Annotated in this window: 17 protein-coding genes; 10 read left to right on the top strand and 7 right to left on the bottom strand. The window is 60.7% G+C overall.

Annotation, left to right across the window (positions count from 1 at the left end):
- The first annotated feature begins 73 nt into the window (after positions 1-73).
- Entirely contained in the window at positions 74-1,219 is a 1,146-nt protein-coding gene (gene dnaJ, locus GDN47_RS27640; protein ID WP_152094670.1) for a molecular chaperone DnaJ, read from the top strand.
- 70 nt (positions 1,220-1,289) lie between these two features.
- Here dnaJ and GDN47_RS27645 read toward each other — a convergent pair whose 3' ends face one another.
- Positions 1,290-2,093 (bottom strand): APH(3'') family aminoglycoside O-phosphotransferase, encoded by an 804-nt coding sequence (locus tag GDN47_RS27645; protein ID WP_233790156.1) that lies wholly within the window; start codon positions 2,091-2,093, stop codon positions 1,290-1,292.
- 363 nt (positions 2,094-2,456) lie between these two features.
- Here GDN47_RS27645 and recF point away from each other — a divergent pair, with 363 nt between their 5' ends.
- From recF to GDN47_RS27660, 3 genes are read left to right on the top strand one after another with little or no spacing between them, the layout of a single operon-like run.
- Complete coding sequence (gene recF / locus GDN47_RS27650; RefSeq protein WP_152094671.1) at positions 2,457-3,584, top strand: DNA replication/repair protein RecF; 1,128 nt, start codon at positions 2,457-2,459, stop codon at positions 3,582-3,584.
- A gap of 35 nt (positions 3,585-3,619) precedes the next feature.
- Positions 3,620-4,390 carry a molybdopterin-synthase adenylyltransferase MoeB gene (locus tag GDN47_RS27655; protein ID WP_145324544.1) on the top strand — a complete coding sequence of 257 codons (771 nt, stop codon included), beginning with the start codon at positions 3,620-3,622 and terminating at the stop codon, positions 4,388-4,390.
- On the top strand, positions 4,387-4,866 hold the full coding sequence (locus GDN47_RS27660; protein ID WP_145324545.1) for a GNAT family N-acetyltransferase: 480 nt from the start codon (positions 4,387-4,389) through the stop codon (positions 4,864-4,866). The genes GDN47_RS27655 and GDN47_RS27660 overlap by 4 nt, the downstream gene beginning before the upstream one ends.
- A gap of 27 nt (positions 4,867-4,893) precedes the next feature.
- On the opposite strand, the gene murA is transcribed toward GDN47_RS27660, so the two are convergent.
- Together murA and GDN47_RS27670 are read right to left on the bottom strand one after the other, a co-directional pair.
- Entirely contained in the window at positions 4,894-6,207 is a 1,314-nt protein-coding gene (murA, locus tag GDN47_RS27665) for a UDP-N-acetylglucosamine 1-carboxyvinyltransferase (protein ID WP_113397407.1), read from the bottom strand.
- Positions 6,208-6,349: 142 nt separating this feature from the next.
- The gene (locus tag GDN47_RS27670; protein WP_095433520.1) at positions 6,350-7,351 is read right to left on the bottom strand and encodes a 2-hydroxyacid dehydrogenase; all 1,002 of its coding nucleotides are present in this window, start codon (positions 7,349-7,351) and stop codon (positions 6,350-6,352) included.
- A 192-nt stretch (positions 7,352-7,543) separates the two neighbouring features.
- Between GDN47_RS27670 and GDN47_RS27675 the strand changes: the two genes are divergently transcribed.
- A complete protein-coding gene (locus GDN47_RS27675; protein ID WP_113330920.1) occupies positions 7,544-8,083 on the top strand; it encodes an SH3 domain-containing protein in 540 nt (179 codons plus the stop codon).
- A gap of 94 nt (positions 8,084-8,177) precedes the next feature.
- Positions 8,178-8,780, top strand: a complete 603-nt coding sequence (locus GDN47_RS27680; RefSeq protein WP_233790165.1) for a cadmium resistance transporter — start codon at positions 8,178-8,180, stop codon at positions 8,778-8,780.
- Between the two features lie 14 nt (positions 8,781-8,794).
- On the opposite strand, the gene GDN47_RS27685 is transcribed toward GDN47_RS27680, so the two are convergent.
- Entirely contained in the window at positions 8,795-9,733 is a 939-nt protein-coding gene (locus GDN47_RS27685; protein ID WP_152094672.1) for an IS110 family RNA-guided transposase, read from the bottom strand.
- Between the two features lie 394 nt (positions 9,734-10,127).
- Positions 10,128-11,120: an adenosine kinase gene (locus tag GDN47_RS27690; RefSeq protein ID WP_145324186.1), complete on the bottom strand. Its 993-nt coding sequence runs from the start codon at positions 11,118-11,120 to the stop codon at positions 10,128-10,130.
- A gap of 397 nt (positions 11,121-11,517) precedes the next feature.
- Here GDN47_RS27690 and GDN47_RS27695 point away from each other — a divergent pair, with 397 nt between their 5' ends.
- Entirely contained in the window at positions 11,518-12,462 is a 945-nt protein-coding gene (locus tag GDN47_RS27695) for an AEC family transporter (RefSeq protein WP_113354125.1), read from the top strand.
- Positions 12,463-12,583: 121 nt separating this feature from the next.
- Complete coding sequence (locus tag GDN47_RS27700; protein WP_113396127.1) at positions 12,584-13,741, top strand: patatin-like phospholipase family protein; 1,158 nt, start codon at positions 12,584-12,586, stop codon at positions 13,739-13,741.
- A gap of 60 nt (positions 13,742-13,801) precedes the next feature.
- Here the strand turns inward: GDN47_RS27700 and GDN47_RS27705 are convergent, their stop codons facing one another.
- Positions 13,802-14,380: a c-type cytochrome gene (locus tag GDN47_RS27705; RefSeq protein WP_113354127.1), complete on the bottom strand. Its 579-nt coding sequence runs from the start codon at positions 14,378-14,380 to the stop codon at positions 13,802-13,804.
- 151 nt (positions 14,381-14,531) lie between these two features.
- Between GDN47_RS27705 and GDN47_RS27710 the strand changes: the two genes are divergently transcribed.
- Together GDN47_RS27710 and GDN47_RS27715 are read left to right on the top strand one after the other, a co-directional pair.
- Positions 14,532-15,287, top strand: a complete 756-nt coding sequence (locus GDN47_RS27710) for a 3-deoxy-manno-octulosonate cytidylyltransferase (RefSeq protein ID WP_152094673.1) — start codon at positions 14,532-14,534, stop codon at positions 15,285-15,287.
- A 24-nt stretch (positions 15,288-15,311) separates the two neighbouring features.
- Complete coding sequence (locus tag GDN47_RS27715; protein ID WP_113397404.1) at positions 15,312-16,166, top strand: prephenate dehydratase; 855 nt, start codon at positions 15,312-15,314, stop codon at positions 16,164-16,166.
- A 190-nt stretch (positions 16,167-16,356) separates the two neighbouring features.
- Here GDN47_RS27715 and GDN47_RS27720 read toward each other — a convergent pair whose 3' ends face one another.
- Positions 16,357-16,755, bottom strand: coding sequence for a VOC family protein (locus tag GDN47_RS27720; RefSeq protein ID WP_152094674.1), 399 nt, complete (start codon positions 16,753-16,755; stop codon positions 16,357-16,359).
- Between the last annotated feature and the right edge of the window lie 447 nt (positions 16,756-17,202).

Below are 17,202 nucleotides of genomic sequence, written 5' to 3' on the forward strand. Positions count from 1 at the left end.
AAGGTTTGAGGAAACTTAGATCCGGCTGCCTTTTGGCAGCCGGAAATCCATTTCCGGGGTTCTAATCCTTAATATGGCAAAAGCGGATTTTTACGAGACGTTGGGCGTCTCCAAGACGGCGGACGAGAAAGAGCTGAAGAGCGCCTTTCGCAAGCTGGCAATGCAATATCATCCGGACAAGAATCCGGGCGACAGCAATGCCGAGCGGAAGTTCAAGGAAATCAACGAAGCCTACGAAACGCTCAAGGACCCGCAGAAGCGCGCAGCCTATGACCGCTATGGCCACGCCGCTTTCGAGCATGGCGGCATGGGCAGCGGTGGCGGCTTCGGAGCCGGTTTCGGCGGCGGCGGTTTCTCCGATATTTTCGAGGACATTTTCGGCGAGATGATGGGTGGCGGCCGCTCGCGCGGGCGTTCTTCCGGCGGCCGCGAGCGCGGCGCCGATCTTCGCTACAATATGGAAATCTCGCTGGAGGAGGCCTTCAGCGGCAAGACGGCGCAGATCCGGGTTCCGACCTCGATCACCTGCGACGTCTGTTCCGGCTCGGGCGCCAAGCCCGGCACGCAGCCGAAGACATGCGGCACCTGCCAGGGTTCCGGCCGCGTGCGCGCTGCGCAGGGATTCTTTTCGGTCGAGCGCACCTGTCCGACCTGCCATGGCCGCGGCCAGATCATCCCCGATCCCTGCACCAAGTGCCACGGCCAGGGCCGCGTGACCGAGGAGCGCTCGCTCTCCGTCAACATTCCCTCCGGCATCGAAGATGGTACGCGCATTCGCCTGCAGGGCGAAGGCGAGGCTGGTCTGCGCGGTGGACCGGCGGGCGATCTCTACATCTTCCTCTCCGTCAAGCCGCATGAGTTCTTCCAGCGCGATGGCGCCGATCTTTATTGTGCGGTGCCTATATCGATGACGACCGCGGCACTTGGCGGCACCTTCGATGTCGCAACGCTCGACGGCACCAAATCGCGCGTCACCGTTCCCGAGGGGACGCAGGTCGGCAAGCAGTTCCGACTGAAGGGCAAGGGCATGCCGGTGCTGCGCTCCAGCCAGGTCGGCGATCTCTATATCCAGATCCAGATCGAGACGCCGCAGAAGCTGACCAAACGGCAGCGGGAACTGCTGCAGGAATTCGAGCAAATCTCCTCGAAGGACAACAATCCCGAATCGACAGGCTTCTTCGCCCGCATGAAGGATTTCTTCGACACGTTCAGCGACTGAGCCGCGAATCAAAATGTTTCACATGAATCCGGCCGATGATTCGGCCGGATTTTTTATTGGCATGCGCGAATCAGCCCCAGGTCAGCGGATCGAGCCGGAGGTAGAAGGCGAGACGTTCGCGGTCCGGCTCTGCGATTTCCAGGGTTTCGAACAGGATCGAAAAGGCTCGCTCTCGTTGTTCGGGCGTCACCCAGCTTTCCTCGGCATTGGCAATCATCAGCGAGAGATCGACATAACGATCGGCCTTGCCGACACGGCCTAGATCGATCAGCCCGGTACATTGCAGGCTATGCGGATCGATCATGAAATTGGGCATGCAGGCATCGCCATGGCAGAGAACCCTGTCGATGGCTTCCTGATCGAGCCGAACCGGCAGATCGCGCTCGACGCGATCAAGCAGTTCGCGGACCGGCCTATCCTGATTCTCCGGCGGCAGGAAATCTGGGTTTACGGCATTTCGCGAAACCACATCCGCTGCCTTTGCGAACATCAGCGACAGGCTGCGATCGAAGTGGCATCGATCAATCGGCAGCTCATGAAGAGATTTCAGCTGCCGCGCCATCGATGGCCAGGCCTTCAGCAGCGCATCTCCATCCAGCTCGGCTGCCGGTATGCCGGGAATTGTTGTCATGATCAGGCATGCACCCTCCTCCACCTCGCGCCAATCGATAACTCCTGGGACGGCGACACCCTTGCCCTGCAGCCAAAGCAGCCGATCGCGTTCGCCTGCAAGATCGGCCGACCGGGCTGACGACGCGATTTTCGCATAAGCAAGGCCATCTTCGCGGCGATAGACGAGATCGCCCGATTCGCCCGTTTTCACGCGCGCCCAATCGGCGCGCGTATGCACGAGCAGTGCTTTTGCAAATTCCAATTGATGCCCCCTTTCATCCCAAACCTCCCCGAGCATGGCGATATAGGTAGTGCCGTGCGTTAATGCCAATATCGGCAGGAATTCAAATAGATCTCCTCAAAAGACAAGGATGCCGAATGGCGGGCGAATCACCCGCCCTCGTGGTCCGAGACGGCCCCTTGGCCTCTCACCATGAGGGCTCATCCCCTCGCTTTGCCCACAGCTTCCCTCAGCCTGCGGCCTCACTCCAACCCTCATCCTGCGCCCGTCGAAGGACGAGGGTGGCCCGTGACGGCGCTTACATTTCAAACCATCGGCAAAAACCTTGCACTTGCGCGGGGTTCGGCATACCCCTCGGCCATCGATTGCGAATCTTAAAGACAGATGCCGAACAAGGTTTCCATCTCGCGCCTCAAGCTGACCGACTTCCGCAACTATGCGGCGGCGGCGCTGACGCTTGACGAGCGGCACGTGGTGCTGACCGGCGACAACGGCGCCGGCAAGACCAATCTCATGGAAGCGGTCTCCCTGCTATCGCCTGGCCGCGGCCTGCGTCGCGCCGCCTATACCGATGTCACCCGGGTCGATGCGCCAGGCGGCTTTTCCATCTTCGCGGAGCTCGAGGGCATGGATGGCAGCGTCGAAATCGGCACCGGCATCGATACGACCGACGAATCAGCCGCCCGTCGGCTGCGAATCAACGGCACTCCAGCCAAGACGGTCGACGAACTGACCGATCATCTGCGCGTTCTCTGGCTGACGCCGGCCATGGATGGCCTCTTTACCGGCGGCTCCTCGGAACGCCGCCGTTTCCTTGACCGACTAGTCCTGTCGCTTGACCCCGCCCATGGCCGCCGCGCCAGCGATTTCGAGCGCGCCATGCGCAGCCGCAACAAGCTTTTATCCGAAAGCCGGTTCGATCCATCCTGGCTCGGCGGCATCGAGGAACAGATGGCAAGCCTCGGCATCGCCATGGCGATCGCGCGGCAGGAAATGCTCGGCCTCCTTTCGCGACTGATCGCCGAAACGCGCGAGGCGACGCCGTTTCCATCGGCGGCACTGGAGCTTTCCGGCTTCCTCGACGGACAATTCGACCGGCCGGCCGTCGATCTCGAAGACACCTATGCCGATATGCTGCGCGAGGGGCGTTACCGCGACGCGGCCGCCGGTCGCACACTGGATGGGCCGCATCGGGCCGATCTTCTGGTGAGGCATCGCGAGAAGGATATGGAAGCGGAGCGGTGCTCGACCGGTGAGCAAAAGGCGCTTCTCGTCGGCCTCATCCTTGCCCATGCGCGTTTAGTTGGCAATCTCACAGGCTATGCGCCGATCCTGCTGCTCGACGAGATCGCCGCCCATCTTGATGAGGGACGGCGTGCTGCGCTTTTCGATCTCATCGACGGGCTCGGCGGCCAGGCCTTCATGACCGGCACGGACAAATCCATGTTCTCGGCTCTTGGCGAGCGCGCGCAATTCTTTACCGTGGCGCATGGCGGCATTACGAAATCCTAGCGCCTCCTCGCCCTCGATTGTGCTAGACTTTTGCCATGGATCCTTTGAGCTCAGACGAAATCGCCCGCTATCACCGCCATATCCTCCTGCCGGAGGTCGGTGGCACTGGCCAGCAAAAATTGAAGGCGGCGCGTGTGCTTGTCATCGGCGCCGGCGGCCTTAGTGCGCCGGTGTTGCAATATCTTGCGGCCGCCGGCGTCGGCACGCTCGGCATTGCCGATGATGACCGCGTTTCGCTGTCCAACCTGCAGCGGCAGGTGATTCACGATACGGGCACGATCGGCGAACTGAAAACCCAGAGCGCGGCAGACGCCATCACGCGGCTGAACCCGCATGTGCGCACCATCCGCTTCGAGGAACGGTTCAGTGCCGATACGGCTGCGCGGCACCTCGCCGGTTTCGATCTCGTCATCGACGGCTCCGACAATTTCGATACGCGCTATGCGGCTGCCGATGCCACCGAAGCAGCGCATTTGCCGCTGGTGACAGGTGCTGTCGGGCGCTTCGATGGATCTGTCACCACGTTGAAGCCTTACGAGAGCGATGCGGACGGTAACCTCAATCCTCGCTATCGCGATCTCTTCCCGGCGCCACCGCCGGAGGGTCTCATTCCGAGCTGCGCCGAGGCGGGCATCATTGGCGCCTTGACCGGCGTCATCGGCACGCTCATGGCGATGGAGGCGATCAAGCTCATCACAGGCATCGGCGAGCCGCTGATCGGTCGCCTGTTGCTTTATGACGGGCTTTCATCGCGCTTCGAAACCGTGCGCTATCGCCGCAAACGCGCCCGGGTTGCTGCTGAATGAGCGATATCACGCTTCGTCGCCTCGATGATGGCTTCGATCGCTGGGATGCGTTGCTGGATCTGATCCTGACGTCCTTCGCCTATATGAACGGACGCATCGATCCGCCCTCCTCGGCGCTGGCGCTGACATCCGAAACGCTGAAAGCGAAGGCACTTAGCGAGATCGCTTATGTGGCGCTCGATGGCGAACAGTTGGTCGGCTGCATTTTCTGCCGGCCGGAGGCAGAGAGCCTTTATGTCGGCAAGCTCGCCGTGGTGCCGGCGGCGCAAGGTAAAGGTATCGGCAAGCAACTGCTGGGCCTGGCCGAGACAGCGGCGCGAGAGCTTGGCCTCAAGGCGTTGCGGCTTGAAACGCGGATCGAGCTCACCGACAATCACGCCACCTTCGCAGCATGGGGCTTTCGGAAGACGGCCGAAAATCGCCACGCCGGGTTCGATCGGACGACGTCGATCGAGATGCGCAAGGCGATTGCCTAACGCATCCTCAGCCGGTGGATGGAGCCGTCACGCCTCGCGCGGCGGGATGCGGGTGATGCGGGCACCCAGGGCGTTCAGCCGCTCCTCGATGCGCTCATAACCGCGCTCGATCTGCTGGGCATTGTTGATGACGCTCGTGCCCTCGGCGCACATGGCCGCGATCAACATGGCCATGCCGGCACGAATGTCAGGGCTTTCGAGCTGAGCGGCGCGCAGCTTGGAGGGGCCGGCAACGATGGCGCGATGCGGATCACACAGCACGATGCGGGCGCCCATGGCGATCAGCTTGTCGACGAAGAACATGCGGCTTTCGAACATTTTCTCGAACATCAGCACGACGCCATCACATTGCGTGGCGGTGACGATGGCAATCGACATGGTATCGGCCGGAAAGGCGGGCCAGGGCTGGTCTTCTATCTTCGGAATATGACCGCCGAAATCCGGCTGGATCTTCATTTCCTGGCCGGAGCGGATGATGAGATCGTCACCGTCAATCTGGCAGCGGATGCCGAGGCGCTCGAAGGTCATCAGCGTGGAGCGCAGATGCTCGACGCCTGCACGGCGAATGGTGATTTCCGAACCGGTGACGGCGGCAAGGCCGATCAGCGAGCCAACCTCATTGTGATCGGGACCGATGCGATGCGATGCACCGTCCAGCCGCTGCCCGCCGTGAATGGTCATCATATTGGTGCCCACGCCTTCGATTCGGGCGCCCATGGCAATCAGGAAGCGGGCGAGATCCTGAACATGCGGCTCAGAGGCGCAATTGCGCAGGATCGTCGTCCCCTCGGCGAAAACGGCGGCGCAAAGAGCATTTTCCGTCGCCGTCACGGAGGGCTCGTCGAGAAAGACATCGGCGCCGCGCAATCCTTCCGTGCGGAAGCTATAGACGCTGTTGACCTCGATCTTCGCGCCGAGCTGTTCCAGCGCCAGGAAATGCGTATCGACACGCCGGCGACCAATGACATCGCCGCCAGGTGGCGGCAGGGTGATCTCGCCACAACGCGCCAACATCGGTCCGGCAAGCAGGATGGAGGCGCGGATGCGGGCGCAAAGATCGGGATCGAGATTGGCAGGACGAAGCTCCCGCGCTTCGATTTCGAGCTCGTTCTTACCCAGCCAACGCACTTTTGCACCGACCGATTGGATCAGCTCCACCAGCGCCTCGACATCGCGAATACGCGGCACGTTGCTGAGCTCGACACGTTGATCGGTCAGAAGCGATGCGGCGATGATCGGCAACGCAGCATTCTTGTTGCCGCTGGGTTCGATCTCGCCCGAGAGCTTGAAGCCGCCCTCGACCACATATTGCACCCGCTCATGCGGCAGCGCCCGCGCCATGATTTCCGCCCTTCCTGATTTATGTTTGTGGTCACCTCTGGGCCGGCTTTGTGACATGCACATGACCGGCGAGAGGGAAGTGAGATCAAATTTGCAGCCGGGTATTCAGCCGCGTTTCGGCGGGCGAATCAGCATGCTTCAGTCACCGAAACGGCAGAACGCGATTGGGCGGGCGATGGCCGTCGATGAAGGTGCGGATGTTGATGATGACCTTGTCACCCATGTCGATTCGGCCCTCGAGTGTGGCCGAGCTCATATGCGGCAGGATCACCACCTTGCCTTCGTTGGCGAGCTTCACCAGCTTCGGATTGACGGCGGGTTCGTTCTCGAACACGTCAAGGCCGGCGCCGGCAATCTTGCCCTCGCGCAGGATCTTGATCAGCGCCGTCTCGTCGATGACGTCGCCGCGCGCCGTGTTGACGATATAGCTCGTCGGCTGCAGCAGCGCCAGGCGGCGGGCCGAGATCAGATGATAGGTCGCCGGTGTCGACGGGCAATTGACCGAGACGATATCGACGCGAGCGAGCATCTGGTCGAGGCTGTCCCAATAGGTCGCCTCCAGTTCGTCCTCCGTCGCCGGATTGACGCGCTTGCGATTGTGATAATGGATTGAAAGGCCAAAAGCCTTGGCGCGGCGGGCAACGGCCGTGCCGATCCGCCCCATGCCGACGATGCCGATGCGCTTACCGTGGATGCGGCGGCCGAGCATCCAGGTGGGCGACCATCCGGCCCATTCGCCGGGGCTGTCCGTCAGCACGCGCGCACCTTCCGCTAGCCGCCGAGGCACGGCGAGGATGAGCGCCATGGTCATGTCGGCGGTATCTTCGGTCAGCACATTGGGCGTATTGGTGACGGTGATGCCGCGGCGGGCGGCGGCTTCGACATCGATATGATCCGTGCCGTTGGAGAAGCTGGCGATCAGCTTCATCTGCGGGCCGGCTTCTTCGATGATCTCGGCATCGATGCGGTCGGTGACTGTCGGCACGAGCACGTCGACAGAGCGGACGGCCTCAATCAATTCGTCTTTCGTGCGCGGGCGATCATCGATGTTGAGTTCGGCATCGAAGAGCTCGCGCATGCGCGTCTCCACCGCGTCAGGCAATTTGCGCGTGACATAGACCTTCGGTTTTTTCTTCGTCGTCATGGCGAGCGGCGATGCCTTGTTCAGATGTTCTTAACCAAGAAGCAGGATAATTTTCCCGTTCCGGGCATTTCTACCAGACCCGCAGGCGAAGACAAACAAAACTCGCTGACGCGATCCGAGGATTTGCCGCTCACCGGAGCGAAAGGTCGCCGGAATGGCGCGCCTTTGTGATGACGAACGAACGGAAATCCCATGCGTGGCAACGTCTTGAAGTCCTGCGCCATTTTCGCAATCGGCCTGATGATGGCCGCTGTGTCGGCCGATCTTGCCGCCGCCCAGGCCGCCAAGGGGCCGAGCGGCCTACCGCTGCCGCGCTTCGTCACACTGAAATCGAAGCGGGTCAATCTGCGCATCGGCCCGAGCGCGGATTACGCCGTATCGTGGCTCTATCTCAAGCAGGGTCTGCCGGTCGAAATCATCCAGGAATATGATAACTGGCGGCGCGTGCGCGATGCCGACGGCACCGAAGGCTGGGTCAACCAATCTCTGCTGTCGGGCCAGCGCTCGGCCATTGCCGCTCCCTGGATGAAAGGCAAGGGCAAGGCCGTCTTCGTCAACATGCGCCGCGAATCCCAACCGTCCGCCGCCGTCATTGCCAAGCTTCAGCCCGGCGTGATGATGAGCGTCAAGGAATGCACGGGCGATTGGTGCCTCGTCACCGCCGACGGCACCGAGGGATGGGTGGCGCAATCCGAGATCTGGGGCGCTTACCCCGGCGAAGCCTTCAAGTAACGACCGCTCGCTTGGCGCCGAACGCAGCCACGCGACTTTCGCTACGCAATGCTGTATCCGGGATCGGATAGGGAGACCGGCGATCTTGGGTTACGTGCTAGGCGTTTTCGGCGTTGCCATCGTCATGTTCGCATCGACGAACATAGACGACATATTCGTCCTTCTCGGCTTTTTCGCCGATCGGAAATTCCGCCTGAGACAGATCGTCATTGGCCAATATCTCGGCATCGGCGCGCTCTATGGCTTCAGTGCCCTCGCCTCGTTTCTGGTTCTCGTCATTCCCGCTGCCTATATTGGCCTGCTCGGCCTTGCGCCGATCTATTTTGGCCTCAGGCGACTATGGGAGCTCTGGAACGGCATCGAGACCGGCGAAGATCCGGAAGATCATGCGAAAGCTTCGGCGGGACATGGAAACATTGTGGCGGTCGCGCTGGTGACGATCGCCAATGGCGGCGACAATATCAGCATCTATACGCCGATCTTCGCAACACGTTCCGCCTATGAGATCCTCACCATCGGCTGCATGTTCGCGGTGCTGACGGCCATCTGGCTTGGTGCCGCGCACTCGCTCGTCAATCATCCGACCTTGGGTGCACCGATCCGTCGCCACGGCCACAGGATCGTGCCGTTCGTCCTGATCGCTCTCGGCATCCTCATCTTCTACGAGGGCGGGACCGCAACGCTCTTCTGGCACTAAAGTATCCGTTTCAATCAAGCGGGTTTTGGTGTCCATTTTTGCTGTTTTCGCAGGAGTGCGTTTGCAAGGACAACGAGCTTTCGCATGATAGCGGTGATGGCGACTTTGGGCGGTTTCCCAGCTTTTCTGAGCGTGTCGTATTTGGCCTTGAGATCAGGATTGAAGCGAGTGGCGACAAGGGCCGGCATGTAAAGAGCCTGCCGGACGATGGCGCGGCCACCAACGATGAAGGCGCGGCCGGTCCACACTCCGGACTGCCTGTCGCTTGGCGCGAGGCCCGCAAGCTTGCCGGCTGCCTTCTCATCGAGTTTCCCCAGTTCCGGCATTTCGATGAGAAGGGTAAAGGCTGTGATCTTCGACAGACCGGGGATGGAAACCAGGATATCAAAGCGCGCCTTGAGGCTCTCGTCGATTGCGATGTGGTCGGTGATGGCCTGCTCTACTTGGGCGAGTTGCGCTTCGATCTGCTTCAGGCGGGCGGTATTCTGCCGTTTGAGCAGCGGCTGGGTGATGTTCTTGCCTCGGTTCTTAGCAGCCGTCCTATCCTTCACCAGCGCCAGACGTGCGGCATGCAACTCCTTGAGCTCACTGAAAGAAGCGGCATCCGGCGACAGGAGGCGCGGGTTCAGCAGCATGCCGAATTGCGCCAGCATCCCGGCATCCGCACGGTCTGTCTTGGCCAGTTTTCCAATCGCCTCGGCAAACCGTCGCGCCTGACGCGGATTGACCTTGGAAACTGGCAGGCTACGGGTGAGCATGAAGCGTTCGAATGCCCTGTGATAGGCACCGGTCGGCTCATAGACCACACGCGCGACAGGCGTGTTGCCGATCCAGCCAAGGATGGCGGCAAATCCCTTGCCGTCGTTGCTCACGCGCAGCCTGTCGCCATCTGATAGTCGGTACAGATCGATATGATCTTTCGAGATATCGGCACCGATGATAATCTCAGTCATCTTTTCCGTCTCCCATGCTTGTCATCCGAGCCTAGAGCTCGGGTATCCGTTCAGGACGATTGGAAAAGATGGGGGCGATCAAACTTTAGTTCGGCCCGGCATTCATCAGAATGGCGGCCTGCGCGTCTCCGATCCATCCCCCATCGCCGGAAGAGGATGGCCGTCCTCTCCGGCGCTTCTTTTTCTCACAAGAAGCAGGCACAGTCATAAGACAAGCACGTCGCGATCTTCAGATTCGCTCCCTGTGCTTTAGGTCCTTGATTTTGCGCATGTCGTTCTCGCAAAACCGCTACACGCTTTTGCGCGACACTTTAGGCAGCCGTGTCAAACGTAAAAACCGCCCGGCGCTCTCGGCAGCGGGCGGCTGTTACGATCATGCGCGGACGGATTTCCGTCAGAGCAGGCCGAATTCCTTCGCGGCCTCCGAGAGTGACCGCATCGGCCGCGGGCCGATCTGTTCGATGACAATCGCTGCGGCGAGGTTGCCGAGCTTGGCGCAATCTTCCAGGCTGCGGCCCTGCGTATAGCCGAACAGGAAGCCGGCGGCGAAAAGATCGCCGGCGCCGGTCGTGTCGACACGTTCCTCGATCGGATGGGCGTCGACGACATAGCGTTCGCTGCCGCGCACGATGACGGCGCCGTCCTTGCCTGTCGTCACGGCGGCGATCTTGCAGTCGGCTGCAATGAGCTTCAGCGCCTTCTCGAAATCGTCGGTCTCGTAGAGCGAGAGGGCTTCGTCGCGATTGGCGAAGACGATATCGACGGTGCCGGAGCGCATGAGATCGAGAAATTCGTCGCGGTAGCGACCGACGCAGAAGCTGTCGGAGAGCGTCATCGACATTTCCCGGCCATTGGCATGGGCGATACGGGCGCATTCGAGGATAGCTTCCTTGGCGCGCGGCGGATCCCAGAGATAGCCTTCGAAATAGGTTACCTTGGCATCTGCGACGACCTGTTCCTCGACGTCTTCCGGACCGAGTTCGACGCAAGCGCCGAGATAGGTATTCATGGAGCGCTCCCCATCCTCGGTGACGAAGATCATCGAGCGGGCAGTCGGCGGGAACGTGCCCTTCGCCTTGGTCTCGTAATGCACGCCCTGGGCGCGGATATCATGGGCGAAAATCTCTCCGAGCTGATCCTCTGCGACCTTGCCGAAATAAGCTGCCCTGCCGCCGAAATTCGCAACACCCGCAGCCGTATTACCGGCGCTGCCGCCGGAGGCTTCGAGAGCCGGGCCCATACGCGAATAAAGGAGCTCGGCACGTTCGGCGTCGATGAGGTTCATCGCGGCTTTGGTGATCTTGTTGTCGATCAGGAACTGATCGTCGCAACGGGCGATAATGTCGACGATGGCATTGCCAACGGTCAGTACGTCGAAACGAGTCATCTATTGGAGGATCCCGGTATTGGTGATAGCCGGTATCCGGTAATATCGGTTTTTCCGAAGTTTGGAAGAAAAATCAGCGCCGAGGCTGCCAACTTAATTCCAATCAGTCATTTGCCTGTCACTTTCTATCTTTAAATGCTTATCAAGCGGCTGGGATGGGAAGCTCGAAAGACTTCCGAGCCAGTCTGGGAAGGAATGATGCCTTCCGCCTCACCGGTACGCGGGCCGACCACGGATGAACTGGCGGCATGTGCACCGGGGGGACTTTCCGGCGAGACCGGACACACAAGCGGGCAATGCCCGCTTTTTTGTTTTTGTGGGTTCTCACACGTCGGCGAACTGCTACAACTCCCGGATCACCCTCCAGAGTCACACTTTTTTCACGACCTCGCCCGGCATGTCCGAAATCCTCACCGATGTTCTTCCGGTCTTCCTGCTCATTCTTGTCGGCTGGATGATCGTTCGCACCGGCCTGTTGAAGGCCGAGGTCGGCGAGGCGATGAGCGAGTTCGTCTTCAAGATCGCCGTGCCGCTCCTGCTGTTCCAGACCATAGCGGAGGCGGATTTTCGCGGCGCATCGCCTTTTCGGCTCTGGATCGCCTATTTCTCCGGCGTCGCCATCACCTGGACCGCCGGCCATATTGTCGCGACCCGGTTCTTCGGGCGGGATGCTCGCATAGGCGTGCTTGCCGGCGTTTCCTCGGCCTTCGCCAACACGATCTTCATCGGCCTGCCGCTGGTCGGGCGCACCGTCGGGCCGGATGGCGTCATGGCGATGTCGATCCTGATCGCCGTGCACCTGCCGACCATGATGATCGCCGGCACGCTGCTGATGGAACAGGCCGAGCGCAAGGAAAATGCCGGCGCCGGCCGCAGCACCCCCGAGCTGCTGCGGCAGGTCGGCAGCAATCTCGTCCGCAATCCGCTCGTTATCGGCCTTTTCTGCGGCCTCGTCGTTCATCTGACCAGCCTTCCCATTCCCGCGACGCTCGGAACCGCTATCGACAGCATTGCCAATATCGCCGGCCCGGCGGCGTTGATCTCGCTCGGCATGGCGCTGCGTCAATACGGAATGTCAGGCAATCTCGGCATCACCAGTGTGATCGCCTCCTTCAAGCTATTCCTTCTGCCAGCCTGTGTGCTAGCAGCCGGCCACCTCCTTGGCCTTAGCGCGGAATGGCGCGCCGCACTCGTGCTGACTGCCGCAGTTCCTACAGGTGTGAACGCCTGGCTGATTGCCAATCGCTTCGGGGTCGGCCACAGTCTCGCGGCCTCGACGATTACCTTGACGACAGCGCTCGGGGCGTTCTCAGTGTCGCTTTGGGCCTATCTGCTCGGATAGCCGAAGCTCGACCCCGCCGACAACAATGGCATCTCTCCGCTTACGGAGAGGCAGGCAGGAAAATGGTCATATATTTTGCGCATCCCGGCCTTCCCACCCGGAGCGCAGCAAAGGATGGCACATGAATATTGCAGCTCCAGTCACCAACCCCGCGTCAGCCTATTCGCAGAAGGTCTTTGTGCTTCAAGGCGGCGGCGCGCTCGGCTCCTATCAGGCGGGTGCCTTCCAGGCACTCAGAGAACAGAATATCGAACCGGATTGGATCGCCGGCATCTCGATCGGCGCGATCAATGCCTCTATCATGGCCGGCAACGTGCCCGGCGAACGGCTTGAGGCTCTGCGTTCCTTTTGGAACAAGGTGACCGTGCATCTTCCCGTCGATCTGCTGATGGAAGATCGGCGCGAGACCAATCCCTTCTATCGCTCGGTCAGCAGTTGGTGGGTTTCGACCTTCGGCGTGCCCGGCTTCTTTTCCCCTTGGCAGATTCCGGCCTGGTTTCAGACACGCGGCTCGGCGGGCGCGACCAGCATCTATGATACGGAGCAGCTGCGCCAGACGCTGATCGATCACGTGGATTTCGACCGAATCAACCATGGCCCGGTGCGCTTAAGCCTCGGCGCCGTCAATGTGCGCACCGGCAATTTTGCCTTCTTCGACAATAGGGACATCAAGATCGGGCCTGAGCACGTGATGGCGAGCGGCGCCTTGCCGCCCGGTTTTCCGGCGGTCAAGATTGGCAACGAGCATTACTGGGACGGTGGCCTCGTCTCAAACACGCCGCTCAGCTACGTGCTGCGCAATGGTGCCGATATCGATACGGTCGTCTTTCAGGTCGATCTCTTCAGCGCCGTCGGCCCGCTGCCGCAGGATCTCGAGGAAGTCGAGGAGCGGCGCAAGGACATTACCTATTCCAGCCGCACCCGGCTCAACACCGACCTCTTTCTCGAGCGTCATCGCCTGCGGCGGACCATCTCAGATCTTTATGCCCGCCTTCCCGAAGAGGCCAAGGCCGATCCGGAAATCAAAAAACTGGAGCAGCATTGCTCCGATTACGGCGTGACGATCATCCACCTGATCTATCGCAACAAGCAGTTCCGCTCGCATTCGAAGGACTACGAATTTTCTGCGTTGTCCATGCGCGAACATTGGGAGGCCGGCCTGCGCGATGCGCGAAAGGCGCTGATCGCCGAGGATTGGCGCATGCCGCCAAGCGCCGAGGATGGATTGAAGGTCTTCGACCTCGATCAGCGGACGCGCTCACGCCGGCTTTCAATCTGAACGATCAATACAAAAACGCGGCCTGGCGACCGCGTTTTTCAATTGGTCCGAGAATTTGCCTCAGTTCGTCGCGGCCGGTGCGTTCGGATCCGGCAGCGGCACCTGGGTGTCGGCGAGCGTGCGCAGATAGGCGATCACGTTGGCGCGATCCTCTTCCTTCGGCAGGCCGGCAAAGCCCATCGCCGTTCCGGCGACAAATTTCTTCGGAGCGGCCAGGAAGTGATAGAGGTGGTCATAGGTCCACTTTTCCGAACCGCCCTTGGAGAAGTCCTTCATGCCAGCCGAATAGGCAAAGCCCTCGTGCTCTGCGACCGGGCGGTCGACAATGCCCCAGAGATCAGGGCCAACCTTGTTTGGCCCTCCCTTCTCTCCGGAATGACAGGCCTGACACTTCTTGAAGATCGCTTCGCCGGCCTTGGCATCCGCCTTCTGCAGCAGCTGAGCGATCGGCGTTTCCGCCTTGGCAGCAGCCCCCTTGTCACCGCCAGCAGCCGGCTCCTCGGTCGCGACGATGGCAAAACCGGGCTTTTCCGGTGCCTCTGAATGGAAAATAAATCCTGACGCGAGCGACACGGACTTCAACACGAACAGCGTGGCCAGAAGTGCCCCGACTCCCATGTTCACGTAGGATGAATTCATCTGCTATGCTCCCCTCGCCGCCAGCATCCTCCGCTGGCCCATCTTGAATTCGCGCGAAACCTATGTCTTTTGGCTGTTTCTTGCAACTCTGTAAACGGTCTCCACCATGAGACGTTTTGACACTTTTCCCTCGGGAATAGAAGGCCCAACAATGAGTGATTCAAATTTAGACAAGACGCTGGTCCTCATTCCCGCCCGCATGGCCTCCACGCGCCTGCCAGGCAAGCCGCTCGCAGATATTTGCGGTCTGCCCATGATCGTACAGGTTGCCAAGCGTGCGCGCGAGGCGGCGATCGGTCGCATCGTCGTCGCCGTCGACCATGCGGATACCTATGCCGCCGTCGCCAATGCCGGCTTCGAGGTCGTCATGACGCGCACCTACCATCAATCCGGCTCGGACCGCATCTACGAAGCCCTGCAGGCCGTCGATCCCGAAGGTCGCGCGGAGATCATCGTCAATGTACAGGGCGACCTGCCGACCATCGATCCTGAGACGATCCGCGCCTCGCTGCGCCCGCTCGAAAATCCGGCCGTCGACATCGCAACGCTGACGGTCGAGATCAAGGACGAGGAAGAAAAGACCGCGCCGAGCGTCGTCAAGGTCGTCGGCTCACCGATCTCGGACAGCCGTCTGCACGCGCTCTATTTTACCCGCACGACCGCACCGTATGGCAAAGGGCCGCTCTATCACCATATCGGCCTCTATGCCTACCGCCGCGCCGCCCTCGCGAAATTCGTGAGCCTCGGCCCATCGACGTTGGAGCGGCGCGAATCACTGGAACAGCTGAGGGCGCTGGAGGCCGGCATGCGCATCGATGTCGAGATCGTTGACACGATACCGCTCGGTGTCGATACTCCCGCCGACCTCGAAAAGGCCAGACGCATCCTCTCCGCCGCCTCTCTCTGACGGCATTCCCCCAAGGGCAGTCCCATGATTACCAAGACCAATAAGATCTCCTTCCAGGGCGAGTACGGCGCCAATTCCGACATGGCCAGCCGTGACATGTTCCCGACCATGGAGCCGCTGCCCTGCCAGACCTTCGAGGATGCCCTCACCGCCATCGATAATGGTGATGCGGATCTCGGCATGATCCCGATCGAGAACACGATCGCCGGGCGAGTCGCCGATATCCATCATCTGCTGCCGGAATCGCGACTGCATATCGTCGGCGAATATTTCATGCCGATCCGTTTCCAGTTGATGGTTCTGCCGGGCGTGAAGAAGGAAGAGATCCGCACGGTGCACAGCCACATCCATGCGCTCGGCCAATGCCGCAACATCGTGCGCCAGAACGGCTGGAAGCCTGTCATTGCAGGCGATACGGCGGGTGCTGCCAAGCTGGTGAAGGAAACCGGCGATCGCAGCATGGCGGCACTGGCGCCCCGGCTTGCGGCCGATCTCTACGGGCTGGAAATCATCGCCGAGAATGTCGAAGACACCGAAAACAACATGACGCGCTTCGTCATCCTGTCGCGCGACGAGGACTGGGCCGAGCGCAGTGCGCCGGACGAAAAAATCGTCACGACCTTCGTCTTCAACGTCCGCAACATTCCGGCCGCGCTCTACAAGGCACTCGGCGGCTTCGCCACCAACGGCATCAACATGACGAAGCTCGAAAGCTATCAGCTCGGCGGCCGTTTTGTGGCGACGCAATTCTATGCCGATATCGAAGGTCATCCTTCCGATCCACATGTGCGCCGAGCGCTGGAGGAACTGCGCTTCTTCTCCGAAAAGGTCCGCATCCTCGGCGTCTACAAGGGTCACCCGATGCGGGGCGATCTCTAGGTCTAGTGGCGCCAGAAGCCGGCTTGTCCTTCGAGGCTTCGCTCATCGAGCTCCGCTCCTCAGGATGAGGCGGAGCGAAGGTCGCTATTGACGTAGAAGGTTAGCCGTCATGGTGAGGTGCGGAAGTCCATAGAGGGCTGAGGCCTCGAACCACGAGGGCGGCCGAACCACCAGGACTTCTATCCGGCTGCTATCCTTCGACCTTGGTAACGACCTCGATTCGATGCCCGTCAGGATCGATGACGAAAGCTGCAAAGTAGCTCGGGCCATAATGAGGCCGAAGACCCGGCTGGCCATTGTCCCTTCCGCCGTGCGCGAGCGCGGCTTCGTGAAAAAGAGCGACTGCCTCGCGGTTTGCCGCGGCGAAGGCGAGGTGGAAGCCCGCGCCTGGCGCACGAGCCTCGCCAGCGCGCAATTTGATGGCGAACTTGTCACCCCCACCCGCGGGACCATATCCAATGGCTTGATCGGGATCGCCGGGGGTCAAGTCTTCCCAAACCCTGACATAGCCGAGCGGCGCGAAAGCCGCGTCGTAGAAGGCAGCGGCTTTCTCGATATCGGATACACCGAATGAAATATGATGGAGCAATTGGCCCTCCGGTGGCTTTGGGTGCATTGATCAGTGTCTTTTGCAAATGCTGGAAGTCAACACCAACGAAGGACGGGAGGCTCCGCAAGCTGCTATTATGAAATAGTCTTTGCCTATCAACTCAAGTCCCTCATCCGGCCTCTTGAGCTTGCCGAAGGCCGGTCCCCTTCTCCCCGCCTGCGGGGAGAAGCTGATAGACGCAGCTGCAGCCTACCTTCCATCATTGGGCTTGGCGAGGATCTGAAGTCGTCCCCTCTCCCCGCGAGCGGGGAGAGGGGTATCGCACATGAGCGGAGGTCGCCGCTGTCCTCCTTCTCCCCAGCGGGGAGAAGGTGCCGCCAGGCGGATGAGGGGGCTGCCAAGACCAAAAAATCCATGAATTCAAATCGATAAGCCCCTCATCCGACCCTTCTGGCCACCTTCTCCCCAAGGGGAGAAGGAGCTTAT

Origin of the sequence: Martinezella dioscoreae, assembly GCF_009176305.1 — a bacterium.
Taxonomy (GTDB): Bacteria; Pseudomonadota; Alphaproteobacteria; order Rhizobiales; family Rhizobiaceae; genus Rhizobium; species Rhizobium dioscoreae.